Raw genomic sequence first — 26,142 nt, 5'->3', positions numbered from 1 at the left:
TTCACGCGCCTGAGGCTGACCCCGGCATGACACCCGAACAAATCCAGGCCCGCGTTCTCTACCGCGATGGGCTCATGCTCATCATCGACAAGCCCGCCGGCCTGCCCGTCCATGCCGGGCCAGGCGGCGGTCCGAACCTGGAACGCCACTTCGACGCCCTGCGCTTCGGCTTTCCAAAGCCGCCGGGCTTGGCCCACCGACTGGACCGCGACACCTCGGGCTGCCTGATCCTGGGGAGGCATCCGAAGGCCCTGCGCAAGCTGGGCAAGCTGTTCCAGGACGGTAAGGTCGACAAGACCTATTGGGCGGTCGTCGCCGGCAGTCCGCCCGAAGAACAGGGGCGGATCGAACTGCCGTTGAAAAAGGTGACCAACAAGAGCGGCGGCTGGCGCATCGTCGTGGCCGACGACGGGCAGAGCGCCGTCACCGACTACCGAGTCCTCGGCCGCGGCGACGGCACGACGTGGCTGGAGCTGAAGCCGCACACCGGGCGCACGCACCAGATTCGCGTGCATTGCGCCACGGCGCTGGGCTGCCCGCTGCTGGGCGATCCGCAGTATGGCGGTCCGGAGGGGCATCCGCTGCATTTGCAATCGCGGGCCATTTCACTGCCTCTTTACCCCTCCCGCGAAGCGGTCGGCGCGGTGGCGCCGGTTCCGCCTCACATGGGCGCGGCGCTCGCCGCCTGCGGTTTTGAAGGAGACGACCCGGCCTGACGGCCGGGACGCCGGGCCGTTACGCCCGCCACTCGGCGCGCTTCTCCGTGCCAACTTCCGTTTCGTGCACCATGAATCCGACATAGCCGGCCACGATGGCGAGGACGGCGTGCAGCCAGATGTCGTTGCCGTGCAGCGGCACCAGCCCGAACAGGGTGTTCAGACCCGGAATGAAACCGAGGACGGTCAGGACGGCGTAGGCCACCGCCACGCTGCGCAGGTAGCTGCGCGAGGCCAGACGGCTGGAGAAGTAGGCGAAGAAGCCCCACAGGCCGAACAGGAGATGTACGATGTTGTGCAGCAGGTTCACCGGGAACAGCCCGAGCAGATAGCCGTGAAAGGACTCGACGGCGAGGGTCATGCCTTCCGGGGGCGGGGACAGGAAGGTCGGAATGAAGCCCAGTATACCGATGGCCGTAAAGGCCGCGGCGTAGACCAGCGTTACGTTGCGCCACCACATGTGTCTCTCCGTTGGCAGACAGGGGATGAAACCGCCTTACCAACAGAGGGTTTAGAAGCAGCGTTCCCAGATTTGGCCCGCAATCCCGGCCAGCGAGTTCAGGCGGCCACCACCTCCATGGTCACGGCCTTGACCGGGCACACGACCGCGCAGTCGCCGCAACCCGTGCAACCACCTTCCTCAATAATCGGCAGCCATCGCCCACGCCCCAACGGACGGAAGCGGATTGCAGCGTGGTCGCAATGGTCGCCGCACATCCGGCAGTCGGTCCCGGTGTAGGACAGGCACGCCGCGCCGATGCGCGCCACCATGGCCTGGGGTGCCTCGGACGGAACGGGCTCGGACCGCAGACGTCCCCGGAACAGATCCGCGCGACTGATCGCCATGATGGCCGCCCCCCTTCCTTATCCGTTTCCCAGAGTTTGCTGCATTCGTTTGCCGCATTCGCGAATGCCGAGCATCGGCGATGGCGGTACATTGATGCTTCGTGCACCACCCGACCTTGATCGTCGTCAAGGTCCGCACAGCACCGGGAGGACGGACGGCATGGTCCCCATCGGCAACACCACGGCGCGCTGGATGACGCTTCGCTACGGGCTGGCGCTCGGGGTGATTGCGCTGTGCACGCTGGCCGGCTTCATCATGACCGAGCGGGTCATCGATCAGCATGCCGACATGCTGGAAGTCGTCAACATCTCGGGTCGTCAGCGCATGCTGTCCCAGCGCACCGCCCTGCTGGCGGAGCAGCTCCGCAACGCCCCGACCGACGCTGAGCGGCGCGCCTTGACCACCCGCCTGGCCGAAGCGACCGATATGTTCGAGAATGCCCACCGTCGCCTGACCGGCGCCGACGAGGGGCCGGCGATGGGCAAGGACGTGCGGCGACTCTACTTCGACGGGCCGGAGCCGCTGAACGATCTGGTGCTTCGCCACATCGCCGCGCTCCGTGCGGTGATCGCCGCCGGTCCCGCTGGCCTGCCACCCGACATGCCAGAGGCCGACCTCGTGACCCATCAGGCGCTCGGCCCGTTGCTGGCGGGACTGGAGGACATGGTGGCGCGCTACCAGGAGGCGGGCGAGCGCGGCTTTACCACCCTGCACAATCTCGGCTTCGCCGCCCTGATCCTCACGCTGCTGACCTTGTGCGCCGAGGTTCTGGTGATCTTCCGACCGATGGTCCGGCAGGTGCAGCGCCAGTTCGCGGACATCACCCGCATGACCCAGGCGCTGGAGCAGACCAACGTCACGCTGGAAGCCCAGGTGCGCGCCCGAACCGCCGAACTGCACACGGCGAAGGTGGCGGCGGAACAGGCCCATCTGGCGAAGTCGCGCTTCCTTGCCCACGCTGGCCACGACCTGAAGCAGCCCCTTCAGGCCATCAACATGTTCACCGGCATGCTGGAACGGCAGCTCGACAAGCCCCGCGCGCTGGCGCTGGTGAAGGATTTGCGGCTGGCCCAGCGGTCGATGCACGACCTGCTGAACGCCATTCTGGACATCTCGAAGCTGGAATCCGGCGTGGTCGAGCCGAAGCCCGCCGACATCATGCTATCCGCGCTGTTCGACCAGTTGGAAGCGGAGTTCACCGGGATCGCCGAGGACAAGGGACTCCGGCTGCGCGTCGTTCCGACAGACCTCTCCGTGCGCACGGACCCGTTTCTGCTGGAGCGCATCCTCCGCAACCTTCTGACCAACGCGGTGCGCTACACCGAACAGGGCGGCGTGCTGATGGGCTGCCGTCGCCGCGGCGACACCGTGTGGATCGAGGTCTACGACACCGGACGCGGCATCGCCGAGACCGACCGCCGACGCATTTTCGAGGAATTCGTCCAGCTCGACCGGCCAGACCGCGACCGCAGCGAGGGAATCGGGCTGGGATTGGCCATCGTCGATCGGTTGGCCCGGCTGCTCGGGCACCCGCTGGAGCTTCGCTCCGTCGAAGGGCGCGGAACGGTGTTCGCCGTGGGAGTTCCCTTGGTCCGCAGCCTACACGAGACGGTCGCGGCCTGATTCCTTGACCAGCAGCACCGCCTGGGTGCGACTGCCCACCCCGAGTGCCTTCAGCACGCCCGTAACGTGGGTCTTGACGGTGGACAGGTTCAGGCCAAGCCGCTCCCCGATCTCCTGGTTCGACAAGCCCTGGGCCAACAGGTCCAGGACCTCCAGTTGGCGGCGGGTCATCCCATCGAAGACGCTTGGCTCATGCGCCTTCGCCGCGGCCGGTGCCTGGGCGATTCCCGGCATGCCGAGCACCGGCGGCACATAGGAACCGCCGGCCATGACCAGACGCAGGATGTTCACGACCAGCACGTCGTCGGTGGATTTCGGAATGAAGGCCCGGACCCCGCGCGACAGCACGGCGCGCATCTCGTCCGGCGAGTCGATCATGGAGAAGACGACAACCGGCACCGGTGCCACCCGCTTCACCACCGCCTCGACCTCGTCCAGCCCACCGAGGCCCGGCATGCGCAGGTCCATGATGACGAGGTCGTAAGGTCCCTGGTCCAGCAGCTGCGTCAGCTGGCCGAAGCTGGTCGCCGCCGTCACGCCGGCCTGTTCATCCAACTCCCCGACCAGATGGGTCAGGCCACTGCGAACGATGGAGTGATCGTCGGCGATCAAAACCTGCATGACAACCCTGCTTCGGCGGAGGCGACTGGTGGAGACGACCCAATGGGACAGGGTCCGCTGGGACCGGACCGGACTCGGTCGTCTCAAACCAAAGTGCGGCTTCCGGTATGAACCTCATACGCCGACAGGAGGTTTCATGCCACAATTGATGCATGATTCCGCAATGCCGCGCGTGCTTCTGCCGCATATGCGAAAAAGGCGCCGCGGAGGCGACGCCCTTCTCTCGGTCCTGAGTCCGCCGACCGGCCCCGAACGGGGCGGATCGGCGGTCTGCGGGATTACTGCACGCGGATCAGGATCTGCGCGCGACGGTTCGACGGCTCGCGGACATTCGCACCGGTGTTCACCAGGAGCTGAGTCTCGCCCTTGCCCTCGACCGTGATCTGGTTGGCAGCGACGCCCTTGCCGACCAGCGCGTTCTTCACCGCGTCGGCCCGGCGCAGCGAGAGCCGCTGGTTGTAGGCCGGCGAGCCCGAGGTGTCGGTGTGGCCGACCACATGGATGCTGACCGCTCGCACCTGACCGGCGGAAGCGGCGGCATCGCCGATGATCTTGTCGGACGCTGCCGTGATGTTGGCCTTATCCCAGTCGAAGAACACCAGGTACTCCGACTGCGGCTGCGCCTGGACCGGCGCCGCCGGAGCGACGGGGGCCGCCGCGGGAGCCGCCGCCGGAGCGCCGAAGGTGTAGCGCAGACCGGCCATGATGGTGTGGTTCTGGTACTCGCCCTTGACCGTGGAGGTGGCGAGGCCGGCGGGGCCGCCCAGATCGAACTTCGGATCGAGCGTCGCGAAGTAGCGGTAGTCCAGAGTCAAAGCCAGGTTCTGGGACAGGGCGTAGGACACGCCGGCAATGCCCTGGTAGGCGAACACCCAGTCGCGGTCATCGAAGCCGCCGAGATCCAGACGGACCTGGGCGATACCGGCACCGACGCCGATGTAGGGCGTGAAGGCGGTGCCCGTGTTGATGTCGTACAGGACGTTGCCCATGAAAGCGAGCGAGCTGGCCTTGCCGCCCAGACCGTTCACCGCAGCGTTGGAGCTGTCGGTGCTGTCGATCGCGTTGCGCCAGCGCCAAGCGAACTCCAGCTCGGCGCGCGGGCCGGCGGCGGTCGCGTAGCCGGCGGAGATGTCGCCGATGCCACCCAGCTTGAAGCTGGTGCTGGCATCCGTCGGGGTGTTCTCGAAGCGCAGATCGGCGTCGCGCGTCCAGTTCACGCCGGCGCCCGCGCCGACGTAGAAGCCCTCGGTCGCGGCCATGGCGGCGGTCGGCAGCATCGCCGCGAGCGCCGTTCCGAGCAGAATCCCACGCAGAGTCATTTTCTTCTTTCCTTTGTGCACGGCGTTGCCGGGGCTGTCGAAGCGAACCGTTCGAAAGGCGGGTGTCTGATGACTCCGGCCTTCATCGGGCAAGCCCGCCGCATTCCGTCGGCGGTTGAAACGTCATGACTTCGAGATATCAGCAACCACCCACCGTCACAAGTCCTCTGCGACAAGATGCACAGAGATGTTGCATTTCTGCATTACCCGAACGTTCGTCGCACTCTTCATATTCCTTCGAGAACAAAGCAATCACTCGCCGAATTCTTCCTAATCCCATTGGATGGGGTGCATAACCTTTGGGGTATGTTTGCGGCTATCACAAACAATCCAGACGCACGAAAGCACCCCGCCTTCGGCAGGGACAGCACACCCACGCGATCACTGATAAGAAGCCGACGGACCCGGCGCCGGCGTCCCGTTCAATCCTGCGGTTCGGCGACCGTTTCGAACTGGGTGGGGTCAAGAAGGGCGGAAACCGCCAGCGTTTTCAGGGTCTTGTGGTCGTCGGACCGCTGAAGTTGGGCGTGCTGGGTGCCCAGCCCATCCTTGCGGATGGCGATCACCTGCCAGATGCCACCGCCGGGGCCCAGTTTGCGGAACATCTGGCCTTCGACGACTTCGCGCTTTCTGCGCATATCCGATCTCCAAAACCCAAAAACGTCAAACCCGCCAACCTTGCGGATACGGCGGACCATTCAAACACCAAACCGCCCCCGGTTGGCGAGTGTCCGTTGTGCGCGCCACGCATACCGAAGACGTGATGTAGCGGTGCTGCAACAACCCCCTTCGCACCTGCGGAACAAACTGCCGATCCGGCGTGTTGATACCGTCATGAAAATCGATCACGACGTGCTCCTGTTCGCGACCCGCCTCGTGGAAGAACTGGGCGAGTCCGCCATCCGCATCAGCCGCGTCCGCCTCGTCGAACTCACGGCTGCGAACAATCTGCGCGCCGCCGCCTTCTGGCGCGACGTGATGAACACCTCGGAGAGGCTTCTGGCGGAGCGCTCTCCGGCTTTGGCCCCTCCTCCGACGTCCCCTCCAATGGCTCCTTCGATGACGGCGCAGCCGGCCACCCTCTGAACTACACCGCAGGCACCACGCCACGCAAAAGGCCCGGCGGTTTCCCGCCGGGCCTTTGCACGACTTCATTTCCCTGCGGAAACCAGATCGTACGTCCGGGACGTTGGCCCCGGCTTACTTGACCTGGGCGTACTGGCCGTTGTTCCAGCGGTACCAGACATAGGCCGGCGAGGTCACGTCGCCCTTGGCGTCGAAGCCGATCTTGCCGATCACCGTGTTGTAGCTGTTCTTGCGCAGAACGTCGGCGATCTTGGCCGAGTCGGTCGAGTTGGCCTGCTTGGCCGCCTCGGCCCAGATCTGCAGCGCGGCGTAAGTGTAGAGGGTGTAACCCTCCGGCTCATAGCCGGCCTTGCGGAACTTCTCCACGGCGTCCTTGGCTTCCGGCATCTCGCGCGGATCCGGGCCGAAGGTCATCATGGTGTTCTCGCCGGCCGGACCGGTGATGGCCCAGTACTCGTTGGTCACCAGCGCGTCGCCCGACACGATCGGGGCGTTCAGGCCCTGATCCTTCATCTGGCGGGCCAGCAGGCCGGCCTCGGTGTGGTAACCGCCGACGTAGACGACGTCGACGGCTTCCTGCTTCAGCTTGGACACCAGCGCCGAATAGTCCTTCTCACCCGCCGTATAGGCTTCGTAGATCTTCTCCTTCTGGCCGCCGGCGTTCAGCGCCTTCTGCGTCTCGTCGGCGAGACCCTTACCGTAGGCCGACTTGTCGTGCAGGATCGCGACGTTCTTGCCCTTGTAGTTGTCCAGCAGATACTTGCCGGCGATCTGGCCCTGCTGGTCGTCACGGCCGCAGACGCGCAGCACGTTCTTCAGGCCCTGCTCGGTCAGCTTCGGGTTGGTCGAGGCCGGGGAGATCTGCAGGACGCCTTCCTCGGCATAGACCTGCGAGGCCGGGATCGAGGAGCCCGAGCAGAAGTGGCCGGCCACGAACTTGACGCCCGCCTTGGCGAGCTGGTTCGCCACGGCGACGGCCTGCTTCGGGTCGCAGGCGTCGTCGCCCACTTCCAGCTTCAGCTTCTGGCCCAGGACACCGCCGGCGGCGTTGATGTCGGCGACCGCCTGCTCCATGCCCTTCTTCATCTGCTCGCCGAAGGTGGCGTACTGGCCGGTGATCGGGCCGGCGGTCGCCACCGCGATGTCGGCCTTCGCCACCGAGGCGGTCATAGCGGTCGCCGCAACCGCAACGAGGAGGGAAAGCTTGTAGTTCATAGTTTCGTTGGCTCCCTGTTATGAGTCGTACGCCGGCCCCGCGGGGGCCTTTTCACCGGTCCCCCAAGGGCTGGGGGAGCCGGTGCCGACAAGGTTCCACTATAGTCCGATCATCGCCAAGTGCGACAGTTTCACCCGCGTCCTGGTCCCGATCGGACTCATGGAATTCGCAATCACTGGGCGAGCGTTCCGCCGACGCGCTCGCGCCAGCCGAAGGGTCCCGAACGCTCGTACAGCCAAGGATACTGGGACACCATCCGGCGCGCCATCGAAATGCGGTACGTGGTCAGGGTGATCGCGCCGATCACCAGGGTGTGCACCACGAATCCATACACCGACAGGAGCTGGCCGCCGAACAGGCCCCAGACCAGGAACCGGTCGCCCAGCCCCAGCAGGATCGAGTAGGCGATGGCGCTCGACAACGGCTTCCAGCCTTCGGCCAGGGTCTGGCCGGTCAAAACGCCGCAACCCCCGAACACCAGGACCGTCAGGCCCAGGAACACCGGCAGAGAGGACCCGAGAACGCCGTCCATCAGTGACCTCCCTCCAGATAGGCCGAACGCACTTCCTCGTTCGCCAGCAGTTCCGCGCCGGTCCCCGACATGGTGACCTTGCCGTTGACCATCACATAGCCGCGGTGGGCGAGCTTCAGCGCGTGGAAGGCGTTCTGCTCGACCATGAACACGGTCATCTTCTGTTCGCGGTTGATGTCCTTCACCGCTTGGAAGATCTGCTTCACCACAAGCGGGGCGAGGCCCAGCGACGGCTCGTCGAGAAGCAGCAGCCGCGGCTGGCTCATCAGCGCGCGGCCGATGGCCAGCATCTGCTGCTCGCCGCCCGACATGGTGCCGGCGCGCTGGCTGATGCGCTCCTTCAAACGTGGGAACAGGGTCAGGACCCGCTCCAGCTCGTTGGCAAAGCTGCCCGGCTTGGCGGTGATGGAGCCCATCTGCAGGTTCTCCAGCACGCTCATGCGCGGGAAGATCCGGCGGCCTTCCGGCGACTGGGCGATGCCCAGGCGGACCAACTCGTAGGTGGGCATCTGCGTGATGTCCTGCCCTTCGAAGGTGATCCGGCCCATGCGGGCGCGCGGACTGCCGCAGATGGTCATGAGAAGCGTGGACTTGCCGGCGCCGTTGGCGCCGATCAGCGAGACGATCTCGCCGGCCCCGATCTCGATATCGACCCCCTTCAGCGCCTCGATGGCGCCGTAGAAGGTGTGGACGCCCGATACCTTCAGCATGGCTCAGGCCCCCTCCTCGGCTCGCTTGGCGACCTCCGGCAGGTCGGCCTTGATCTCCGGCGGCAGTTCCTCGTCCTCTTCCTCGCCCAGATAGGCGCGGATCACCGCCGGGTCGTTCTTCACGAAGGCCGGATCGCCGTCGGAAATCTTCCGCCCGTAATCCAGCACCACGACATGGTCGGAAATGGTCATCACCACGCTCATGTCATGCTCGATCAGCAGCACGCCGATCTTGTGCTCGTCGCGGATGTAGGTAAGCAGGTCGGCCAGCTCGCCCGACTCGCGCGGGTTGAGGCCCGCCGCCGGTTCGTCCAGGCAGAGCATAACCGGCTCCGTGCACATGGCGCGGGCGATCTCCAGCCGGCGCTGGGCGCCGTAGGGGAGATTGCCCGCCTCCCAGTCCGCGAACTCCAGCAGGCGGACGCGGTCCAGCCAGTATTTGGCCAGATCGACCGCCTCCCGCTCCGTCCTGGTGTAGGACGGCAGGCCGAGCAGGCCGGCGATGGAAAAGCCCGAGGCGCGGATCAGCTTGTTGTGCTGGGCGACGATCAGGTTTTCCAGGACGCTCATGCCACCGAACAGGCGGATGTTCTGGAAGGTGCGGGCAACGCTGGCCTTCTGCGAGATGCGGTAGCCCGGCATCCGCTCCAGCAGGAACTCCTTCCCGTCGGCGTGGCGCAGGGTCAGCCGGCCCACCGTGGGGGTGTAGAAGCCGGTGATGCAGTTGAACAGCGTGGTCTTGCCGGCGCCGTTCGGGCCGATGATCGCGGTGATCTCGCCGTTGTTGGCCGCAAAGGAGACGTCGTTGACCGCCACCAGGCCGCCGAAGCGCATGGTGAGGTGTTCGACCGTCAGCAGGGGCGTGGTGGTCATGGATTGAGTCGTCATCACTTCGCGCTCCCCCCGGCGATGCCCTGGCCACCGGCGGCGGCGGTGCCCGCGGCGGGGCCGCCGGCTCCGCCTTTGGGGCGGCCGTGCAGGAGGATGGTCGGGTCGCGGTGGGCCAGCAGGCCGCGCGGACGCCACAGCATGATCAACACCATGCCCATGCCGAACGCCAGCATGCGGTAGTCGGCCAGTTCACGGAAGGCCTCCGGCAGGCCGATGACCAGCAGGGACGCCACGACGACGCCGATCTGGCTGCCCATGCCGCCCAGCACCACGATGGCGAGGATGATCGCCGATTCGATGAAGGTGAAGCTCTCCGGGCTGATGAAGCCCTGGCGGGTGGCGAAGAAGGACCCGGCGAAGCCGCCGAACATCGCCGCGATGGCGAAGGCCGCCAGCTTCATGTTCGTGCGGTTGATGCCCAGCGAGGCGCAGGCGATGTCGTCCTCGCGCAGCGCTTCCCAGGCGCGGCCCAGCGGCAGCTTGCGGACGCGCATGGTGAACAGGTTCACCACCAGGGCCAGCACCAGGATCAGGTAATAGAGGAAGATGATCCGGTGCAGCGGGCTGAACTCCAGGCCGAACATCTCGTGGAAGGCCGCCGTGCCCTCCGCCGGGGTCCGCGTGAAGTCGGCGATGCCGAAGAAGCTCGGGCGCGGAATGCCCGAGATGCCGTTGGGGCCGCCGGTGAACTGGTACCAGTTGATCAGGATGATGCGGATGATCTCGCCGAAGCCCAGCGTCACGATGGCGAAATAATCGCCGCGCAGACGCAGGACCGGGAAGCCCAGCAGAACGCCCGACATCGCCGCCAGGAAGCCGGCCAGCGGCAGGCAGACCCAGAAGCTGAAGCCGAAATAATGGGCCAGCAGCGCGTAGGAGTAGGCGCCCACCGCGTAGAAGGCCACATAGCCGAGGTCGAGCAGGCCGGCGAGGCCGACCACGATGTTCAGCCCCCAGCCCAGCATGATGTAGGTCAGCAGAAGGATGCCGATGTCCAGCAGCTGGCGGTCGGCCAGCGGCGTGAACGGGAAGGCCAGCGCCACGACGACGGCGATCGGACCGAGCCAGCGCGAGGCGTGCTGCACCTGCGCCGCGATGTGGTCCATCCGCTTGTCGCGCTCCGCCTGCGACAGCTTGGAGCGGCCGGTGCGGATCGCCAGGATGGCGCGGATCGCGATGACCGCGCCACCGGCGATCAGGATGATCCGCAGGGCCTCCGTCGGCATGGCGATGAAGAAGCCGGCCGCGGTGGCGGCGGCGGCAAGCACCAGTACGGTGACGGCGTGGCCCTCGCGGATCAGGCAGAGGCCGAGACGGCCGAGGAAGACCAGACCGACGGCGGCGGCCACCTCGTTCCAGCGGGTCTCCAGCCCGAGGCCGGTGGGACGGTCCACCGTGCGGAGCCCGACCAGCGGGATCGTCAGGAGAAGGGCGACGAAGGCGGTCATCGCCGCCTCCTTCAGGATCGCGGGCCAGGCGATGGCCCGCGGCGAAGACATGGAAATCGCGGTCATGGCCTCACACCTTCTCGATTTCCGGACGGCCCAGCAGGCCGGTCGGACGGAAGATCAGGACGAGCACAAGAATCGTGAAGGTCGCCACGTCTTTCCATTCGCTGCCCATGTAGCCCGACCAGAAGGCTTCGATCAGGCCGATGACCACGCCGCCCAGCATGGCGCCCGGCAGGGAGCCGATGCCGCCGAGCACCGCCGCGGTGAAGGCCTTAACGCCGGCCAGGAAGCCGATGTAGAAGTCGATCACGCCGTAGATCAGCAGAACCATCATGCCCGCCACGGCGGCCAGGGCGGCGCCCATGACGAAGGTCAGCGAGATGACGCGGTCGACATTGACGCCCAACAGGCCCGCCATCTTCTTGTCCTGCTCGCAGGCGCGCTGGGCGCGGCCGAGCGAGGTACGGGTGATGAGCTGGGTGAAGCCGTACATCAGTGCGATCGTGATGACGATCGTCGCCAGACGCACGTAGCTGACCGACACGGCCCCATCCATCAGGGTCAGGTTGCCCGGCAGGATCGGCTGCAGCGGCTTGCTGCGGGCGCCCTGCAAGATCTGGACGTAGTTCTGCAGGAAGATCGACATGCCGATCGCCGAGATCAGCGGCGCCAGACGCGGCGAGCTGCGCAACGGACGATAGGCGATGCGCTCCACCGTCCATCCGTAGACGGCGGTGAACAGCATCGATGCGACCAGCATGACGAGAAGGGCCAGTGGCACCCAGGTGATGCCCAGGCTGCCGATGGCCAGGAAGGTGATAAGGGCCACGAAGGCGCCGATCATGTAGATCTCGCCATGGGCGAAATTGATCATGCCGATGATGCCGTACACCATCGTGTATCCGATCGCGATGAGGCCGTAGATGGCGCCCAGCGACAGGCCATTGATCAACTGCTGAAGAAAGTATTCCATTGTCTTACCTCGCCTCGGCGCGATGCGCAGGCTTCGGCGAGCGAGACAAGCGCGCTCGTACACCAGTCACGTGAAGTGCCACTCCCCGAATTGGCTTACCCGGGCTCTTGAGCGCGGGGCCAAGATTGTTGTGTGAGCGGAACGTTAGCCCAGCGGCTCTCAACAGAGCAAGAGGGCAAACCCGCACTCTATCTGCGGTAATACCAATTTTCCGAGAATTTGCAATATCGATTCATGTCAGTTCCGTGAACTTTGCGCTTGCCTTCTACCATAGCGAATGCATCGCATGAAAAAAGCCCTCTTCACTGTGGTGAAGAGGGCTTCGCAACAACTGTGCCACTGCTGCGATGCATGATGCCGGTCCGCCTATGACCTCCGGCATCACCATCGATACTGACCGATCAGCGCTTGGCGGAGACGACCTGAGCCTTCGCCGGGTCCTTGGGCTTTCCGGGGGCCTTGGCCGTCGCCTTGCCGGTGGACTTGGAGGCGGTGGCCGCACCGCCGCTGCGCGAGGCGGGGGCCTGAGCCACGTCGTAATTCACGTCCGGATTGCTGACGACCTGGACATCGCACAGCGGCTTTGACGACAAATGCATCAGGCCGGCGCTTTTTTCATCGCCGGTCAGGACGCGGATGTCGTCCGCCGTCAGGTCCATCGCCGCCTTGGAGCGGTCAACGAAGTTGGCGCAATAGAGGCCGGTGCCGATCACCGCGGCGCGGCGGCTGACCTCATTCGCCAGCTCGGTGCGGAACATGTCGAACTGCCGCGTCGCGTTGCCGCCGCCCTTCTTGCGGAAGTGGTCGATCATCGACGCTTCCGAGTTGGAGATCAGCGAGCGGTTCTTGACCGTGAAGTCCTGGTACAGGTTGAAGGGCTTCTTGTCCGGATTCACCTGCTGGCAGGTCAGCCCGACCACCATCATCTCGGTGTGCATGCGGATGGTCTGCTCCGCGGCGTGCTCCGCGCGGCTGTAGCAGGCTCCCGGCTTGGACGCGGTGCTTTTGGCGGCGGTGCTTTTGGCCGGCTTCGCGGTGGCCTTCGCAGCCGCCTTTTCAGCCGGCTTCGCCGCCTCCTTGGCGACAGCCGGCAGCGCGGTGCCGGCGAACAGCACGGCGAGGCCGACGGCGGCAACGCTGCGCAAGGTGAAGGAAGGAATGCGATGGGCGGCGCGCTGGCGATTCATCGTTGGTCCGGCTCCGGTGGCCCTGATTGATGGGCGGAATCCGACGGATCACGCCCTCTCCTTCGCTGGTTCTACAAGATCCCGACAGACGGTCAACCCATATCGCCCGAGCAAAGACCATTTGTCCCAGCCTGTGGCGCGAGAGTCGCCGGAGAGGTCGGACGGTTGCTTGGCTTGCGGGTTGCCGGTCTTTCCCAGTATTGCAACAGCCACGGCGTCCGTCTGTGATGCGGACCACACATCAGGGCAATTTTTCCATGAAGCGCACCGAGGTTCCCCCTTCGCTCATCCGCATCGGCATCGACCTCGGCGGCACGAAGACGGAGGGGATCGCGCTCGGTGCGGCCGGCGAGGAGCGTGCCCGCTTCCGCGTCACCACGCCTCGTGGCGACTACGACGCGACGGTGCGGACCATCGCCGATCTGGTAGCGCGGCTGGAGAGCGCAACGGGGGCCGCGGGCTCCACCGTCGGGATCGGCATTCCCGGCGCCATCTCCCCGGCGACCGGGCTGGTAAAGAACGCCAACTCGACGTGGCTGATCGGAAAGCCATTCGACCGCGATCTGGCCGCGGCGCTAAAGCGGCGGGTGCGGATCGAGAACGACGCCAACTGTCTGGCCGTGTCGGAGGCGGCGGATGGCGCTGGAGCCGGCTGCGGCGTTGTCTTCGCGGCGATCCTCGGCACCGGCTGCGGAGCGGGAATCGTTGTGGACGGCCGTCCGCTGGGTGGCCGCAACGCCATCGGCGGCGAATGGGGGCACAACCCCCTGCCCTGGCCCACCGACGCGGAGTGGCCCGGACCGCCCTGCTACTGCGGCAAATCCGGCTGCCTGGAAACCTTCGTGTCCGGCCCCGCCGTCGCCGCCGATCACCGCCGGGCCACCGGAACGGACCTGACCGCGGAGTCCATCGCAGCCCTGGCGGAGCGCGGCGACGCCAAGGCCCGCGCCACCCTCGACCGGCTGGTGGGCCGGTTGGGGCGCGGGCTGGCGAGCATCATCAATGTCCTGGACCCGGACGTGATCGTGCTGGGCGGCGGGTTGTCCAACCTGGACGTCCTCTACGCCGCCCTTCCCCCGGTCATTGCCCGCTGGACCTTCACGGACAGCCTGGACACGCCGGTCCGCCGCGCCGTCCACGGCGATTCGAGCGGAGTCCGCGGGGCGGCTTGGCTGTGGCGGCCGGAGGAGGCCGCGGTCATCGCTCGAAATTGTACTCCGGATTGAGGGTCACCTCGCGCGGGGTGCCCGGCACGTTGTCGCCGCCACCGCCACGCCGAACCGCTGTCGCCGCACCGCGCCCGTCGCGGACCGGCGGCGTCAGCGAATTGGTTCGGGAGTAGGAGGGGGTGGCGCGGGCCGGATCGGTGCCGTAGCCACGGGAGCCGGCGCGGAACTGCTCGCCATTGCCCATGGCACCCCAATGGGACGGCCGCGGGCCGGGAATTGGCTGGGCTTCCTCCATGCGGCGCATGTGGGGGCCGGTCGGGACCATCTCCTCATAGACCCAGGAGGGGTATTCCTGCCTTTGCGCTTCGGCGGGTGCGGCAAAGGCCAGCACCGCGAGGGTCGCTACAGTCATCGTTCGAAGCATGACACGGCGGCCTTCCATCCTTTTGCGTGTGGAAGTCCGATTCCGCCGGATGCGGCCGCTCATGTCCAGGGAGGAGGCGGGTTACTCAGCCCGCAGCCTCCATCCGGCACCCTCTATCTGGAGGACACCCCATTCCGGTTCGTTCAGGGTCGTGCCGCGCCGTAAAGCGTCAAGGTCAGCCTCTTGCCGGTGTTGTAGTTGAAGCCTGTGAAACGGCCGAGTGGCACCGGCTCCGTCCCTTTCAGAGCGGCGCGGAACTCCGCCTCCTCCCGGTCGGTCACCAGGGCCAGCCCACAGGACGGGTTTTCAACCAGATGGGCAGCGGCACCCGTCCCGTGGGTCAGGCGCGTGCCGGTCCCCAGCAGGAAGACGAGGCTCGGCTCCGAATAGCCGGCGGAGGCGACCACGCTGTCGGTGCACGGCCGCGCCGCCGCGACCGTCCGTGCGGCCTGCCGGCTGATCCACACGCCGTCGATGCCCGGCAGGACCGCACCGTAGGTGCCCGCGTACAGCACGGCCGCCGCCGCCAGACCCGCCGCGAATCCCGGCGTCTCCCGGCGCTGGGCGAACAGGCGTACGGCCAGTGCGTACAGCACCAGAACCACCGGCAGCATAGAAACGGCCACCGGGTCGACGCGACCGTCCACCAGATAGGGGATCACCGCGACCGCGACCGTCAGGGCGCCGAAGCCGACGGCCCCGAAAACGGTGGCGACCGAGAACAGACCCCACCGCGGCGTCTCGGCGCGGCGCAGGAAATGCTCGCGCGCCGCGGCGGCGGTCAGGATGGCGATGGCCGGGAAGACCGGCAGCGTGTAATGCAGCAGCTTGGTCGGCACCGCCTCGAAGACCAGCCAGCTCGGGATGATCCAGGCGATGCAGAAGCGCACGGCGTCCCCCACCGGCCCGGTGCCCTTGCGGTGGCGCCACGCCCAGGGAACGGCCAGAAGTGCCAGGAAGGACCAGGGCGCGAAGGTTACCCAGAAGGTGCCCAGGTAGTAGCCGGGCGGCAGGCCCTTCGCCTCCTGGCCGCTGACCACCTTGCCCATCATGTCATGTCCGACCGACTCGGCGAAGAAGGCTCCCTTGGTCTTGATGGTTATGGCGATCAGCCAGGGTGCGGCGATGGCGACTACGATGGCGAGGCCGACCAGCGGGCGCAGCCGCTTCAGCCAGCCGGCCCGGCGGTCCAACACCGCCAGCACCAGGGCCGTGGTGCCGGACACCAGGAGGACGATCGGTCCCTTGATGAGGATGCCGATCCCCGCGGCGATCCAGAAGACGAGCGGAGCCGCCCAGCCGGATCGCTCCGCGTGGCGGTTCAGGTAAAGGCTGGCCAGAGCCGCCTGCCCGATCACGATGGTAGAGAGCAGCACCGCGTCGGTCTTCGCCATGCGGGCCTCGACGCCCAGCACGACGCAGGACGCCATCATCACCCCGGCGAGAAAGCCGACCGTCCCGCCGAACATGCGCGCCCCGGTCCAGGCCGTCGCCAGCACCGCCAGCACCGCCCCGATCAGGGAGGGGATGCGGAAGGTCCAGATGTCCTTTGGCCCGTCGACCAGCCGTGTCGCCGCGGTCTGCAACCAATAGATGCCCACCGGCTTCTTGTGGCGCGCCTCGTCCTGGAAACGGATGTCCACATAGTCACCGCTTTCCAGCATCTGGTGGGACGCCTGGGCGAATCGCGCCTCGTCGCGGTCGAAGGGCGGCAGGTCGAAGAAACCCGGCAGGAACAGCAGGACGCTGAGCACCGCCAGCGCCAGATAGGCCAGGACCGGCAGGCGGCTGGCCGGCGCGTTCGGCACCGCGCTCACGGCGTGCCCGCCGCGCCGCCGTTCCGGCGGTTGTTCAAGACGAAATAGAGGTTCCGGAAATAGATGATGAGGCCCAGCCCTTGCCCAAACATAAACACCGGATCACCCCGCTGGATCGAATAGGCCAAGAGAAGAATCCCGCCGCCGATGGAGAAATACCAGAAGAGATCCGGCACGATGCTGCGCCGGGCACGCTCGCTGGCGATCCATTGCACGACAAAGCGCATCATGAAGAGTGCCTGCGCAAAAAAGCCGACGCCGACCCAGATCAGGTCGGCGGTGCTTTGACTCTGGTACCAGGCGATGGCGCGTTCGAGCATCGGGCGGCGACCGGTCGGGATGGGAAAGGGTTCAGCGGTCTTCGACCGCGGGAGACAGCGCGGTGCGCCGCTTCAGCCAATAGACGCCCAGCAGATCGACCACGCCGATCAGCCCGCGACGCCAGTTGGTGTATTTGGACACGCCGCGTTCCCGCGGGCGGTGGTTGACCGGCACATAGGCCACCGGATGACCGTGCGACCGGAACAGGGCGGGCAGGAAGCGGTGCATCGCCCCGAAGAAGGGCAGATCGAGGAAGGCGTCGCGGCGGAACAGCTTCAACCCACAACCGCTGTCGGTGCAGCCGTCCTGGAGGAAGGACTGCCGCACCGCGTTCGCGAAGCGCGAGGCCAGCCGCTTGGACAGCGTATCCTGCCGCTTCTTGCGCAGGCCGCCGACCAGCACCGGCGCGTCCGGACCGCCCTTGGCGGCCAGGGCGAACAGGGCGGGAATGTCGGCGGGGTCGTTCTGGCCGTCGCCGTCGAGGGTGGCGATCCACTCCCCGCGCGCCGCCTTGACACCGGTGCGCACGGCTGCGCTCTGCCCGGACCGCCGGACATGGCGGACCAGCCGCAGGCGGCCCGCGGCGACCACGGGGGCGAGGCGCGTCAGCGTGTCGTCACTGGAACCGTCGTCCACATAGATCACTTCGAAGGCGCGGCCCAGCGCATCGGCGGGCGACAGCGCGCGCTCGATTTCCTCAAGAAGGGGAAGGACGTTTTCGGCCTCGTTGAAGACCGGAACCACGACCGACAGCCGCACGGGCGGACGGCCCTCGGAATCTACGCTCACTGGATTAATCCCATTCGCCAAGTGGCGGGCAAATTACTCCCGCCGCCCGGCAAACGGTAGAGGAAAAGGTTGGGACAGCCCCAAGGGACAGTCTCTGGCCGTCCTCAGCCCTTGCGGTCTTCGATGGGCATCGGCACGTAGCGCAGGTCGCCGTCGCGGCTGAGCAGCATCAGCACGGTCTTGCGCCCCTGGCTGCGCGCGTCGTCGACCAGACGGTTCAGATCTTCCGGTGTCTTCACCGGCTCCTGCCCGGCTTCCACGATGACGTCGCCAGCCTCGATCCCGCGCTCGCTGGCCGCGCTGGCATCGCCGACTTCGGTCACCACCACGCCCTCGACGTCGGGATTGATGGAAAAGCTGTCGCGCAGCCCAGGGGTCAATTGCGACAGGGTGAGGCCCAGGACCTGCTTGGTGTCGATGGTCGTTTCCGGACGGGGCGCTCCGCTCGACCCGGACAGCGCGACCTGCTCCTGCGGCTCCAGTTCCCCCACCGTCACGGTCAGGGTTTCGGCCTTGCCCTCGCGCAGCAGTTCCAGCGGCACGGCGGCCCCGATCTTGGTCGCGGCGACGACGCGCGGCAACTCGCGCATCTGCTCGATGGACTCGCCGTTGAAGCGGGTGATGACATCGCCCTGCCGGACGCCGCCCTTCCCCGCCGGGCCCTCCGGAGACACGCTGGTCACCAAGGCGCCCGCCGGCTCCTGCATGCCCAGGCTTTCGGCGATGTCCGGGGTCACGCCCTGCACCTGGACGCCCAGCCAGCCGCGGCGCACCTGCCCGTGGTCGCGCAACTGCTCGATGACCGGGCGCGCGATGGAGGACGGGATGGCGAAGCCGATGCCGACCGACCCGCCGGTCGGCGAATAGATGGCGGTGTTGATGCCGATCACCTCGCCGTTGAGGTTGTAGAGCGGTCCACCGGAGTTGCCGCGGTTGATCGAGGCGTCGGTCTGCAGATAGTCGTCGTAGGGTCCCTGTTGGATGTCGCGCTGCCGCGCGGACAGGATTCCCGCGGTCACCGATCCGCCGAGACCGAAGGGATTGCCGATGGCGACCACCCAATCGCCGACCCGCAGCGCCTCGCTGTCGCCCCACGGGGCGGAAACCAACGGCTTTCTGCTGTCAACTTTCAACACGGCGAGGTCGGTCGGCCCGTCCACACCGACAAGCTTCGCCGGCAGTTTCGTGCCGTCGTGCATGGTGACGGAAATCTCCGTCGCCTCGGACACCACATGGCTGTTGGTAACGACGAAGCCCGCCGGGTCGATGATGAAGCCGGAACCCAACGCCGCCGTCGGACGCGGCGCCTGTTGCTGCTGTTGCGGCTGGCCGCGCTGGCGGTCACGAAACTCGCGGAAGAACTCTTCAAAAGGCGAACCCGGCGGAAAGCCGGGAAGTTCCGGGCCGCGCGGTCCCGCCTGCGGACCACCCTGGGGAGGCGCCTGCGTGGTGGATATGAAGACCACAGCGTCCAATTGCTTCTCCGCGAGATCGGCGAAGGTGGGCGGAGCGTTGGGCGGCAGGGCGGACGCCAGCGGCGGTGCAGCCGGAGCCGGAGGGGTTCCCCCCGCGTCCTGCGCAAACGCCGGAGCCGCCAGAACGAGAAGGACAGCGACAAGACCCGCGGGCGCGGACGCCGCCAATCGTGATGCGGATCCAAACATCAATCCGGACGTCAATCCGGCTTGGCGCGGGACAGAGCCGGACAAGGGCCGGAATCGATCGATGGAATGCGGCATGAAAGAAACTCCGCCAGTCGGACAGCGCGCGCCTTGCGATGGGCGCTTCATGTCAACAGAACGCTCCGCAACGCATTCCGGACCGCCGTGGTTTTTAAACCCCTTTGCAACCGGTTCCTGCACGACCGATTCGTGAAATACAGTTTTTAAAATTCTCGCCAGCGGATGTTCCTATGCATTTCGCGCAAACAGCCGCCACAAGGCAATCCAGCCTTCGGACTAAGGCTCCGGCGACCAGCCTAAGCGCAATTTTTCCATGCGGCGCAAAGTTCTTCTGGCATTTTCCCAGCAAGTTCCCGATATTCATCCGTACCGACAACATCGCACGCAAAAACGGCTCCTGACGTGATGCTCGTGCACGCGCCCGCGTGCCGCGGCGTCAGAAGGCGCGCGATACGGCCCAAGCAGCGTACCCATGACTCAAAATTCACTTTGGCAACCGAGCGACATAATGAACGCAGAAACCGGGTCCGAACCGGAGGCTCCGAAGAAGCGCGGACGAATCCCCCAGTCGGCGTGGCCGCAGATTCTTGAGCGTTACCGTTCCGGCGCAACCCTGTCGGCAATCGCGCGTGAATTCGAATGCACGCCGAGCGCCATTTCCTACATCATCCGCAAGGCCGAGGCGGCCAACGAAAAGGATGCGCCGATCGAGGAGGGCGCCGCCACCGACGCCACCTCCGAGGCCGCCGCGGAAGCGCCGGCCGGAGATGCGCTGGCGGAGGAACCGCCACCTGCTCCGGAAGCTCCGGTCCCAGCCAAGCCGGCGCGGCGCAGCGCGGCACCTGCTCCGGCCCAGCCCCCCCAGTCCACGGCTCCGGCTGCAACTCCGACGACGGCGGCTCCCCAGCCCACACCGGCTCAACCCGCCGCTCCGGCTCAGACCGAGACGCTGCGCCTCAACCGTCCGGAGCCGCAGCCGGCTCCTCAGCCTGCCCCCGTCGCGCCGGCGGCGGCTGCCGCCCAGCCCGTTCCGCAGCCCGCCGCGGCGGATGGAAGCCGGTCGGCCGGCACCAACCCTCCGCCGGTCGATGCCGTCGAGGCACGGCTGCGCGACACCGCACGCGGTTGCCTGAACGCCTATCGCGGTTGGCGCCAACAGCCGGGTGAGGCGTCGATCCAGCTTCTGTCGGAAGCCGTGCACGAACTGCGCAAGGCTCTGGCCCGCATCGAGATCGATATGTCGGCCAGCCGCCGCGAAGAACAGGCGATCCGGCCCATTCCGATCCCGGCGCACCGCACCGCACGCCGCACGCCGTAAGTCAGGTCCGGTCAGAACGGGTCTTTGCGACGTTGCTTGGGTCATTGAAAAGCCCTTCCCCACGACCGGGGAAGGGCTTTTTTCATGGCCACCGGACCTTCGATCTAGGCCGTCGGAGGGCACGGCCTACCTCCAACGTCACCGGAAAAAGCCCTACGAACATCAGTGGAATAGCAGTTATAATGGAGGCAACAAAACAAGCATAATCCCGGAGGAACGCCCCATGACCTTCCGCAGGAACACCGAGCTGCCCGATTCGGTAAAGCGGTGCCTGCCGCTGCCGGCGCAGGATATTTACCGATCGGCCTTCAATCACACTTGGCAGGGCTGCCGGTCGCCGGAGGCTCGCCACGCCATGCAGCGCGAGTTGCTGGCCCATAAGGTCGCCTGGGCCGCGGTCCGGCGGCGTTACGAACCGGACGGCAGCGGGTGGCGCCCCAAGCATTGAGGCGCCACAGCCATTAGGGCGCCCGTCACCATTGCCCGGCGGGCCGCAGCAAACACCGTTATTCCTTCTCCACCACGGTGAAGCTGCTGAGGTCGCCCTTTGCCCGTTCCTCGGACGGCAGACGCCCCTGAACGATGTAACAGATGTTTTCGGCCACGTTCGTGGCGTGGTCCCCGGCCCGCTCGATGGACTTCGCCACGAACAGCAGATGGGTGCAGCCGGTGATCTGCGCCGGCGACTCCATCATGTAGGTCAGGAATTCGCGGAACAGGCTGGTGTACGCCGCATCGACCTGCCCGTCCCGATTGCGAACGGCCATCGCGCGCTCGGCATCCTGACCATCATAGGCCGCCACCACGTCGCGGATCATGCCGAGCACCGTCTCGCCCATCCAGGACAGCGAAGCGACGGGCGGCTCCACGGGCAAACCCGCCAACGTGACCGCGCGCTTGGCGACCGAACCCGCGAAATCGCCCATGCGCTCAAGATTCGAGGCGATCTTGAGCGCCGACACGATGTCCCGCAAATCCTTCGCCATCGGCTGACGCAGAGCCAGCAACCGCACGCTCAACGCCTCCAACTCAAGTTCCAGCCGGTCGATCTCGGCATCGCCCTCGATCACCCTTGCGGCCTTGCCGGCGTCCCGCTCCGCGATGGCCTGCAGCGCGGCGGCGAACTGCTCCTCCACCCGCCGTCCCATGATCACGATGATCTGGTGCAGGCGTGCCAGTTCGGCGTCGAAGGCCGCCACCGTATGTCCGCCGGTCATTCCGAGCCCTTCCCTTTGTTCCTTCGCCGTATCGCACCGGTTCAGCTTCGCGTCGCACACGGCTGCGGAACGTCATGTTAACAATTAAACCAGATTATCTTATCACACTGTCAAAGCGCTGGAGTAACCGCGCCCATCCCTTGCGCTGCGCCGGGAGCGGGCCGATCGTCGGACGGGGTCATGACGCCACATGAGTTGGTCGCCGTGCTGGAAAAGCACGAGCGTTGGCTGAAGAACCGGTCGGGCGGCAATCGCGCCAACCTGACCATGACCAACCTGGAGGGATCAAATCTCGCCGGGGTGGAGCTGACGCAAGGCAAGCTGTCGGGGGCCAACATGGCCCATTGCGACCTGTCCAACGCGAATCTCAGCCACGCCGACCTGTTTGCCGCTCATCTGACCAAGGCCGACCTGACCGGCTGCAACCTCTACCGGGCGGATCTGCGCGGCGCCCACATGCGCGGCGCCAAGCTGAAGCGGGCGATCCTGAAGGAAGCCGACCTGCGCGGCGGCGCTCTGCTGTACGGCGGGAACGGGGCGAACGGCGGCAAGGGCCTGGACTTCGTACGGTCGGATCTGTCCGGCAGCGACATGGACGACGCGATGATGTCGAACGCCAACCTGTCCGGCGCCGACCTGACCGACGTGTCGATGAACGGGGCGGACTGCGAAGGCGCGTTGATGGCCGGGGCCACGCTGATGCGCTCGACCATGAAGAACTGCAATCTTGCCCGTGCCGACCTGCGGGGCTGCAACCTGTCCGGCGTCAACCTCCAGGGCGCAATATTGCGCGACGCCAACCTGAACGGCGCGGTGCTCGCCGGCGCCAATCTGCGCAACGCCGATCTTCAGGGCGCGAAGATGGAAGGGGCCGATCTTGCCGGGGCGGACACCACCGGCGCCAATATGGCGCGCTCGGCCGAGAATTTCTCGATCCAGATCCAGGAGGCGCTGCACAACCATTACACTTGGATCAACACCAACGGCGCCATGGGATCGCGCGCCGACCTCAGCGGAGCGGACCTGTCGCACATCGACCTTCACGGCGTGAATCTGTCCGGCGCGAACCTGCGCGGGGTGCGGTTGGTCGGCGCCAAGATGCGCGATTCGCTGCTCATCATGTGCGATATCTCCGCCGCCGACCTGACCGACAGCGACTTCAGCGGCGCCATCCTTGACGGGGCCACGCTTCGCGGCGCCAACCTGTCCGGTGCCCGTTTCGACGGGGCGGGCATCGGCTGGGTCGACATAAAGGGTCCGGACGGCCGACCGACCGGGCGGCTGTGGGCAGCCAATCTGACCGGCAGCAACTTCACCGGAGCCTCCTGCATCCGCACCAACATGCGTGGGGCAAATCTGGCCGGCTGCGACTTTTCCAGCGCCGACCTGACCGGGGCGATTCTCAGCGACGCGAACATCCGCGACGCGCGCTTCACCGGCGCCAACCTGACCGGCGCCAGCCTGCCGCCGCCTCCCGATCTGGACGACTGAGCGGAGCGACCGGCGTGGGGCTCGTTCGACCGCCACGCACCCCCTACCCCAGATCGTCGTCCCCGCCGGCCGGCGGCATGCCGCCGAGATTGGCGGACACGCGGCGCAGTACGCTGACGGTCAGTTCCAATTCGCTCGGAGCGATGCCCTGGGTTGCCGCTTCCTCGATCTCCTCCACGTTGGGCAGGATGTCGGCCCGCAGCGCCTTTCCCTTTGGCGTCAGGTAGATGTTCACCTTGCGCCGGTCGTACGGGTTGCGCACCCGCTGAACGAGATCACAGCGTTCCAGGTTGTTCAGTGCGGTCACCGTGGTGGGTTCCATCATGCCGACCCGCTGGCTCAATTCGCGCTGGGTCAGTCCGTCTTCCTCCCACAGGGCGCGAAGAAAGTACCACTGCCCCATGCTGACACCATGGTCGACGATGCGGATCTGAAGTGCGCGCGCGATGGCACGATGCACCTCCCGCACGGCCCGCGGCAAGGTCACGCCGGATGGGAGGAGTGCGTCGGCACCCTCCCCTTGCGGCTCAGAGAGTATGGATTCCTGTCTCTTGAAACGGCCAACCATGACGACGATCTCTCGGCAGGCGTCCGTCAGGCCGTGGTGCGGTGCGGCGGACGAAATCAACTTGTCCGATCATATCCACTCTCGAAAAAATCGCAAAACAATTGCGGATTTAAATTTCTTGTGCATGCAATAATATGTCGCATTACCATCGCGCGATCCTTGGTGAGCGTTTTTCATATTTATGCGTATGACTATTGAGTTCTGCGACTCTCCACCGGTAATGGCTGGACCATGAAACCGCCCGGATCGGCAACGCTGATGATTCTGAAAGGTTTGTGACAGGGCGGAGATGGGGTTGCACGCCCGACCATCCGCCGACTAACACGGCACGGCACCAGGCAAGAACACAGGAGCACCAGCCTATGCGCCCCACCACCGGACGCACCGTCACCGTCGCTGCGACCCAGATGGCCTGCGGTTGGGACCGCGACGCCAATGTGAACGGCGTCGAACGCCTCGTGCGCGACGCGGCGGCGCGCGGCGCCCAGATCATCCTGCCGCAGGAATTGTTCGAAACACCTTATTTCTGCAAGGACCAGAAGCAGGATCTGTTCGCCCTCGCCCACCCGATCGAGGATCACCCGGTGATCGCGCGCATGAGCGCGCTCGCCCGCGAACTGTCCGTGGTCATCCCCACCAGCTTCTTCGAACGGGCGCGAAACGCCTATTACAATTCCTTGGCGATGATCGATGCGGACGGCACGGTTCTGGGCGTCTACCGCAAGTCCCACATTCCGGACGGTCCCGGCTATCAGGAAAAATACTACTTCAACCCCGGCGACACCGGCTTCCAGGTCTACAAGACCCGCTACGCCGCCATCGGCTGCGCGATCTGCTGGGACCAGTGGTTCCCGGAATCGGCCCGCGCCATGGCGCTGAAGGGTGCGGAGATCCTGTTCTATCCCACCGCCATCGGGTCCGAGCCACAAGACGGCGCGCTGGACAGCCAAGCCCACTGGACGCGGGTCATGCAGGGCCATGCCGGAGCCAACCTGATGCCGCTGGTCGCCTCCAACCGCATCGGCCGGGAAGAGGGTGAGACTTGCGGAATCACCTTCTATGGCTCCTCTTTCATCGCCGGACCGACCGGGGAACTGGTCGCGCAGGCCGACCGTGACAGCGAGGCGGTCCTGACCGCCAGTTTTGATCTTGACCGCATCGCCGCTCAGCGCGCGTCCTGGGGCATCTTCCGCGACCGGCGGCCGGAGCTTTATGGCCCGCTGCTGACCCTTGACGGCGAGACCCCCGTCCGCCGCTGAGAATCGGAACCGGACCGTCCGGCATCACACCATGATGCCGGCGGTGCCGCTCCGCTGGCCAATGCCGAAGGCCGACGCATAAGCCGCCGCGCCACGCGCCGCAAGGGCCGGCGCGGCGGTGTCGCTTGGCCTCGCGCCGTCATCCCCGCTGTCCCGCCCATCGGGCGCATCGCCGTTCCGCGCGCCCGCCGGCTCCGCCCCCTTCCGCCGCAACTCCTGCTGCGCCTGGATTTTCATGGCGTCAGCCTGCTGGGCGACGCGAAGGTCCTGGGCCGAGGGGTCGGACGGCGCCAAGGCTGCCGCCTTGACCGTGTCCATCTTGCGGACGGTGGCTTCGGGGTCGCTTTCCGCGCCGGCATCCACCTGCACTTCCCCGGCGGTCGCGTAGTTCTTGCCGTCCGGTCCGCGGGTGAAGGTGAAGGAGGCGCCGCCCGCATGAGGGCCGCCTGCCGCCTGATGCGCCGCCTCGTGTTGGCGGACGCTGGCGTCGATGCGCTTGAGGTCCTGGACTTGCCGCTGCTGATCGTCGGTCAGCGCGCCGGGCTGGACGGTGGCGTCCCGTTCCTTGCTTTCCTGACCGGCACTTTTCCGGCTGGTGTCCTGAACACCGTCCGGACTGCGGTCGCGCGCCGACTGGCCGGGCCGCAGGAGCGGCACGCCATAAACGCCACTGGATGATATACCCGCAACCATCGGCCGCGGCTCCTGCGCGTTCAACCCGATGTGCGCAGTCTACACGCGGCGTGACGGCGCGGCAACGCAGCTTGGCCGTTGCCTTTTCAGGTTTATGCACGCAATAGTATTCATAACTCCCGGATTTTAGTGCCGGTCGGGAACCGGGATGCGGCAAAACCACAATCCTCGTGTGACTCCTTGCGCATATTTCTCACTCTTTTGGTGCCGTTGACGGCGCTG

General features: G+C 66.2%; 28 protein-coding genes. 8 read left to right on the top strand and 20 right to left on the bottom strand.

What is annotated here, in order from left to right:
• Positions 1-26: 26 nt before the first annotated feature.
• Entirely contained in the window at positions 27-716 is a 690-nt protein-coding gene (locus AMK58_RS07315; protein WP_035673581.1) for an RluA family pseudouridine synthase, read from the top strand.
• Between the two features lie 19 nt (positions 717-735).
• Here AMK58_RS07315 and AMK58_RS07310 read toward each other — a convergent pair whose 3' ends face one another.
• The gene (locus tag AMK58_RS07310; RefSeq protein ID WP_035673579.1) at positions 736-1,176 is read right to left on the bottom strand and encodes a DUF4383 domain-containing protein; all 441 of its coding nucleotides are present in this window, start codon (positions 1,174-1,176) and stop codon (positions 736-738) included.
• A 98-nt stretch (positions 1,177-1,274) separates the two neighbouring features.
• Positions 1,275-1,562, bottom strand: a complete 288-nt coding sequence (locus AMK58_RS07305) for a 4Fe-4S dicluster domain-containing protein (protein WP_051140226.1) — start codon at positions 1,560-1,562, stop codon at positions 1,275-1,277.
• A 160-nt stretch (positions 1,563-1,722) separates the two neighbouring features.
• On the opposite strand from AMK58_RS07305, the gene AMK58_RS07300 reads away from it, so the two are divergent.
• The gene (locus AMK58_RS07300) at positions 1,723-3,186 is read left to right on the top strand and encodes an ATP-binding protein (protein WP_035673577.1); all 1,464 of its coding nucleotides are present in this window, start codon (positions 1,723-1,725) and stop codon (positions 3,184-3,186) included.
• Here AMK58_RS07300 and AMK58_RS07295 read toward each other — a convergent pair.
• The 3 genes from AMK58_RS07295 to AMK58_RS07285 form a co-directional block, all read right to left on the bottom strand.
• A complete protein-coding gene (locus tag AMK58_RS07295; protein WP_035673575.1) occupies positions 3,163-3,807 on the bottom strand; it encodes a response regulator transcription factor in 645 nt (214 codons plus the stop codon). The two genes, AMK58_RS07300 and AMK58_RS07295, sit on opposite strands and share 24 nt — an antisense overlap.
• 278 nt (positions 3,808-4,085) lie before the next feature.
• Positions 4,086-5,126, bottom strand: coding sequence for an OmpA family protein (locus AMK58_RS07290; protein WP_035673573.1), 1,041 nt, complete (start codon positions 5,124-5,126; stop codon positions 4,086-4,088).
• 422 nt (positions 5,127-5,548) lie between these two features.
• Positions 5,549-5,764, bottom strand: a complete 216-nt coding sequence (locus tag AMK58_RS07285) for a hypothetical protein (protein WP_035673571.1) — start codon at positions 5,762-5,764, stop codon at positions 5,549-5,551.
• A gap of 196 nt (positions 5,765-5,960) precedes the next feature.
• Here AMK58_RS07285 and AMK58_RS07280 point away from each other — a divergent pair, with 196 nt between their 5' ends.
• Positions 5,961-6,212 carry a hypothetical protein gene (locus AMK58_RS07280; protein ID WP_035673567.1) on the top strand — a complete coding sequence of 84 codons (252 nt, stop codon included), beginning with the start codon at positions 5,961-5,963 and terminating at the stop codon, positions 6,210-6,212.
• A 114-nt stretch (positions 6,213-6,326) separates the two neighbouring features.
• Here the strand turns inward: AMK58_RS07280 and AMK58_RS07275 are convergent, their stop codons facing one another.
• The 7 genes from AMK58_RS07275 to AMK58_RS07245 all read right to left on the bottom strand — a co-directional run bounded on the left by AMK58_RS07275 (position 6,327) and on the right by AMK58_RS07245 (position 13,172).
• Positions 6,327-7,427 (bottom strand): branched-chain amino acid ABC transporter substrate-binding protein, encoded by a 1,101-nt coding sequence (locus AMK58_RS07275; RefSeq protein ID WP_035673565.1) that lies wholly within the window; start codon positions 7,425-7,427, stop codon positions 6,327-6,329.
• Positions 7,428-7,600: 173 nt separating this feature from the next.
• Positions 7,601-7,960 (bottom strand): DUF6867 family protein, encoded by a 360-nt coding sequence (locus AMK58_RS07270; RefSeq protein ID WP_035673562.1) that lies wholly within the window; start codon positions 7,958-7,960, stop codon positions 7,601-7,603.
• The gene (locus AMK58_RS07265; RefSeq protein WP_014240352.1) at positions 7,960-8,670 is read right to left on the bottom strand and encodes an ABC transporter ATP-binding protein; all 711 of its coding nucleotides are present in this window, start codon (positions 8,668-8,670) and stop codon (positions 7,960-7,962) included. The genes AMK58_RS07270 and AMK58_RS07265 overlap by 1 nt, the downstream gene beginning before the upstream one ends.
• A gap of 3 nt (positions 8,671-8,673) precedes the next feature.
• Positions 8,674-9,558, bottom strand: a complete 885-nt coding sequence (locus AMK58_RS07260; RefSeq protein ID WP_059398775.1) for an ABC transporter ATP-binding protein — start codon at positions 9,556-9,558, stop codon at positions 8,674-8,676.
• Entirely contained in the window at positions 9,558-11,075 is a 1,518-nt protein-coding gene (gene livM, locus AMK58_RS07255; protein ID WP_035673557.1) for a high-affinity branched-chain amino acid ABC transporter permease LivM, read from the bottom strand. Before livM ends, AMK58_RS07260 begins: the two co-directional genes overlap by 1 nt.
• 4 nt (positions 11,076-11,079) lie before the next feature.
• A complete protein-coding gene (locus AMK58_RS07250) occupies positions 11,080-11,985 on the bottom strand; it encodes a branched-chain amino acid ABC transporter permease (protein ID WP_014240349.1) in 906 nt (301 codons plus the stop codon).
• Between the two features lie 401 nt (positions 11,986-12,386).
• Positions 12,387-13,172, bottom strand: a complete 786-nt coding sequence (locus tag AMK58_RS07245) for a hypothetical protein (protein ID WP_035673554.1) — start codon at positions 13,170-13,172, stop codon at positions 12,387-12,389.
• A 257-nt stretch (positions 13,173-13,429) separates the two neighbouring features.
• Between AMK58_RS07245 and AMK58_RS07240 the strand changes: the two genes are divergently transcribed.
• A complete protein-coding gene (locus AMK58_RS07240; RefSeq protein WP_059398774.1) occupies positions 13,430-14,398 on the top strand; it encodes an ROK family protein in 969 nt (322 codons plus the stop codon).
• Here the strand turns inward: AMK58_RS07240 and AMK58_RS07235 are convergent.
• The 5 genes from AMK58_RS07235 to AMK58_RS07215 form a co-directional block, all read right to left on the bottom strand.
• Positions 14,370-14,765, bottom strand: a complete 396-nt coding sequence (locus AMK58_RS07235; RefSeq protein WP_137165094.1) for a hypothetical protein — start codon at positions 14,763-14,765, stop codon at positions 14,370-14,372. The genes AMK58_RS07240 and AMK58_RS07235 overlap by 29 nt on opposite strands.
• Positions 14,766-14,908: 143 nt before the next feature.
• On the bottom strand, positions 14,909-16,582 hold the full coding sequence (locus AMK58_RS07230; RefSeq protein ID WP_035673552.1) for an ArnT family glycosyltransferase: 1,674 nt from the start codon (positions 16,580-16,582) through the stop codon (positions 14,909-14,911).
• Positions 16,579-16,902 (bottom strand): lipid-A-disaccharide synthase N-terminal domain-containing protein, encoded by a 324-nt coding sequence (locus AMK58_RS07225; protein ID WP_035673550.1) that lies wholly within the window; start codon positions 16,900-16,902, stop codon positions 16,579-16,581. Before AMK58_RS07225 ends, AMK58_RS07230 begins: the two co-directional genes overlap by 4 nt.
• A 31-nt stretch (positions 16,903-16,933) precedes the next feature.
• Positions 16,934-17,692, bottom strand: a complete 759-nt coding sequence (locus AMK58_RS07220; protein ID WP_051140223.1) for a glycosyltransferase family 2 protein — start codon at positions 17,690-17,692, stop codon at positions 16,934-16,936.
• 104 nt (positions 17,693-17,796) lie between these two features.
• Positions 17,797-19,356: a Do family serine endopeptidase gene (locus tag AMK58_RS07215; RefSeq protein ID WP_236778202.1), complete on the bottom strand. Its 1,560-nt coding sequence runs from the start codon at positions 19,354-19,356 to the stop codon at positions 17,797-17,799.
• A gap of 526 nt (positions 19,357-19,882) precedes the next feature.
• Here AMK58_RS07215 and AMK58_RS07210 point away from each other — a divergent pair.
• Positions 19,883-20,692 (top strand): hypothetical protein, encoded by an 810-nt coding sequence (locus AMK58_RS07210; protein ID WP_059398771.1) that lies wholly within the window; start codon positions 19,883-19,885, stop codon positions 20,690-20,692.
• Positions 20,693-20,915: 223 nt separating this feature from the next.
• On the top strand, positions 20,916-21,140 hold the full coding sequence (locus tag AMK58_RS07205; protein WP_035673540.1) for a ChaB family protein: 225 nt from the start codon (positions 20,916-20,918) through the stop codon (positions 21,138-21,140).
• A 58-nt stretch (positions 21,141-21,198) separates the two neighbouring features.
• On the opposite strand, the gene phoU is transcribed toward AMK58_RS07205, so the two are convergent.
• On the bottom strand, positions 21,199-21,909 hold the full coding sequence (gene phoU, locus AMK58_RS07200; RefSeq protein WP_035673537.1) for a phosphate signaling complex protein PhoU: 711 nt from the start codon (positions 21,907-21,909) through the stop codon (positions 21,199-21,201).
• A gap of 180 nt (positions 21,910-22,089) precedes the next feature.
• On the opposite strand from phoU, the gene AMK58_RS07195 reads away from it, so the two are divergent.
• The gene (locus tag AMK58_RS07195) at positions 22,090-23,400 is read left to right on the top strand and encodes a pentapeptide repeat-containing protein (protein WP_035673534.1); all 1,311 of its coding nucleotides are present in this window, start codon (positions 22,090-22,092) and stop codon (positions 23,398-23,400) included.
• Positions 23,401-23,443: 43 nt separating this feature from the next.
• Here AMK58_RS07195 and AMK58_RS07190 read toward each other — a convergent pair whose 3' ends face one another.
• Entirely contained in the window at positions 23,444-23,968 is a 525-nt protein-coding gene (locus AMK58_RS07190; RefSeq protein ID WP_035673531.1) for a MarR family winged helix-turn-helix transcriptional regulator, read from the bottom strand.
• A 362-nt stretch (positions 23,969-24,330) separates the two neighbouring features.
• On the opposite strand from AMK58_RS07190, the gene aguB reads away from it, so the two are divergent.
• Complete coding sequence (gene aguB, locus AMK58_RS07185) at positions 24,331-25,227, top strand: N-carbamoylputrescine amidase (protein WP_035673529.1); 897 nt, start codon at positions 24,331-24,333, stop codon at positions 25,225-25,227.
• A 24-nt stretch (positions 25,228-25,251) separates the two neighbouring features.
• Here the strand turns inward: aguB and AMK58_RS29430 are convergent, their stop codons facing one another.
• Positions 25,252-25,884 carry a putative metalloprotease CJM1_0395 family protein gene (locus AMK58_RS29430; RefSeq protein ID WP_236778070.1) on the bottom strand — a complete coding sequence of 211 codons (633 nt, stop codon included), beginning with the start codon at positions 25,882-25,884 and terminating at the stop codon, positions 25,252-25,254.
• Positions 25,885-26,142: the final 258 nt, after the last annotated feature.

The sequence above is a fragment of the Azospirillum brasilense genome, from assembly GCF_001315015.1.
Classification (GTDB): domain Bacteria; phylum Pseudomonadota; class Alphaproteobacteria; order Azospirillales; family Azospirillaceae; genus Azospirillum; species Azospirillum brasilense.
This window is presented reverse-complemented; position numbering and strand designations above follow the sequence as displayed.

Excerpts from the sequence above, each read along its gene's own strand:
- AMK58_RS07315 (WP_035673581.1), top strand. The coding sequence starts at position 27 with ATGACACCCGAACAAATCCAGGCCCGCGTTCTCTACCGCGATGGGCTC.
- AMK58_RS07310 (WP_035673579.1), bottom strand. The coding sequence starts at position 1,176 with ATGTGGTGGCGCAACGTAACGCTGGTCTACGCCGCGGCCTTTACGGCC.
- AMK58_RS07305 (WP_051140226.1), bottom strand. The coding sequence starts at position 1,562 with ATGGCGATCAGTCGCGCGGATCTGTTCCGGGGACGTCTGCGGTCCGAG.
- AMK58_RS07300 (WP_035673577.1), top strand. The coding sequence starts at position 1,723 with ATGGTCCCCATCGGCAACACCACGGCGCGCTGGATGACGCTTCGCTAC.
- AMK58_RS07295 (WP_035673575.1), bottom strand. The coding sequence starts at position 3,807 with ATGCAGGTTTTGATCGCCGACGATCACTCCATCGTTCGCAGTGGCCTG.
- AMK58_RS07290 (WP_035673573.1), bottom strand. The coding sequence starts at position 5,126 with ATGACTCTGCGTGGGATTCTGCTCGGAACGGCGCTCGCGGCGATGCTG.
- AMK58_RS07285 (WP_035673571.1), bottom strand. The coding sequence starts at position 5,764 with ATGCGCAGAAAGCGCGAAGTCGTCGAAGGCCAGATGTTCCGCAAACTG.
- AMK58_RS07280 (WP_035673567.1), top strand. The coding sequence starts at position 5,961 with ATGAAAATCGATCACGACGTGCTCCTGTTCGCGACCCGCCTCGTGGAA.
- AMK58_RS07275 (WP_035673565.1), bottom strand. The coding sequence starts at position 7,427 with ATGAACTACAAGCTTTCCCTCCTCGTTGCGGTTGCGGCGACCGCTATG.
- AMK58_RS07270 (WP_035673562.1), bottom strand. The coding sequence starts at position 7,960 with ATGGACGGCGTTCTCGGGTCCTCTCTGCCGGTGTTCCTGGGCCTGACG.
- AMK58_RS07265 (WP_014240352.1), bottom strand. The coding sequence starts at position 8,670 with ATGCTGAAGGTATCGGGCGTCCACACCTTCTACGGCGCCATCGAGGCG.
- AMK58_RS07260 (WP_059398775.1), bottom strand. The coding sequence starts at position 9,558 with ATGACGACTCAATCCATGACCACCACGCCCCTGCTGACGGTCGAACAC.
- livM (WP_035673557.1), bottom strand. The coding sequence starts at position 11,075 with ATGACCGCGATTTCCATGTCTTCGCCGCGGGCCATCGCCTGGCCCGCG.
- AMK58_RS07250 (WP_014240349.1), bottom strand. The coding sequence starts at position 11,985 with ATGGAATACTTTCTTCAGCAGTTGATCAATGGCCTGTCGCTGGGCGCC.
- AMK58_RS07245 (WP_035673554.1), bottom strand. The coding sequence starts at position 13,172 with ATGAATCGCCAGCGCGCCGCCCATCGCATTCCTTCCTTCACCTTGCGC.
- AMK58_RS07240 (WP_059398774.1), top strand. The coding sequence starts at position 13,430 with ATGAAGCGCACCGAGGTTCCCCCTTCGCTCATCCGCATCGGCATCGAC.
- AMK58_RS07235 (WP_137165094.1), bottom strand. The coding sequence starts at position 14,765 with ATGCTTCGAACGATGACTGTAGCGACCCTCGCGGTGCTGGCCTTTGCC.
- AMK58_RS07225 (WP_035673550.1), bottom strand. The coding sequence starts at position 16,902 with ATGCTCGAACGCGCCATCGCCTGGTACCAGAGTCAAAGCACCGCCGAC.
- AMK58_RS07215 (WP_236778202.1), bottom strand. The coding sequence starts at position 19,356 with ATGTTTGGATCCGCATCACGATTGGCGGCGTCCGCGCCCGCGGGTCTT.
- AMK58_RS07210 (WP_059398771.1), top strand. The coding sequence starts at position 19,883 with ATGAACGCAGAAACCGGGTCCGAACCGGAGGCTCCGAAGAAGCGCGGA.
- AMK58_RS07205 (WP_035673540.1), top strand. The coding sequence starts at position 20,916 with ATGACCTTCCGCAGGAACACCGAGCTGCCCGATTCGGTAAAGCGGTGC.
- phoU (WP_035673537.1), bottom strand. The coding sequence starts at position 21,909 with ATGACCGGCGGACATACGGTGGCGGCCTTCGACGCCGAACTGGCACGC.
- AMK58_RS07195 (WP_035673534.1), top strand. The coding sequence starts at position 22,090 with ATGACGCCACATGAGTTGGTCGCCGTGCTGGAAAAGCACGAGCGTTGG.
- AMK58_RS07190 (WP_035673531.1), bottom strand. The coding sequence starts at position 23,968 with ATGGTTGGCCGTTTCAAGAGACAGGAATCCATACTCTCTGAGCCGCAA.
- aguB (WP_035673529.1), top strand. The coding sequence starts at position 24,331 with ATGCGCCCCACCACCGGACGCACCGTCACCGTCGCTGCGACCCAGATG.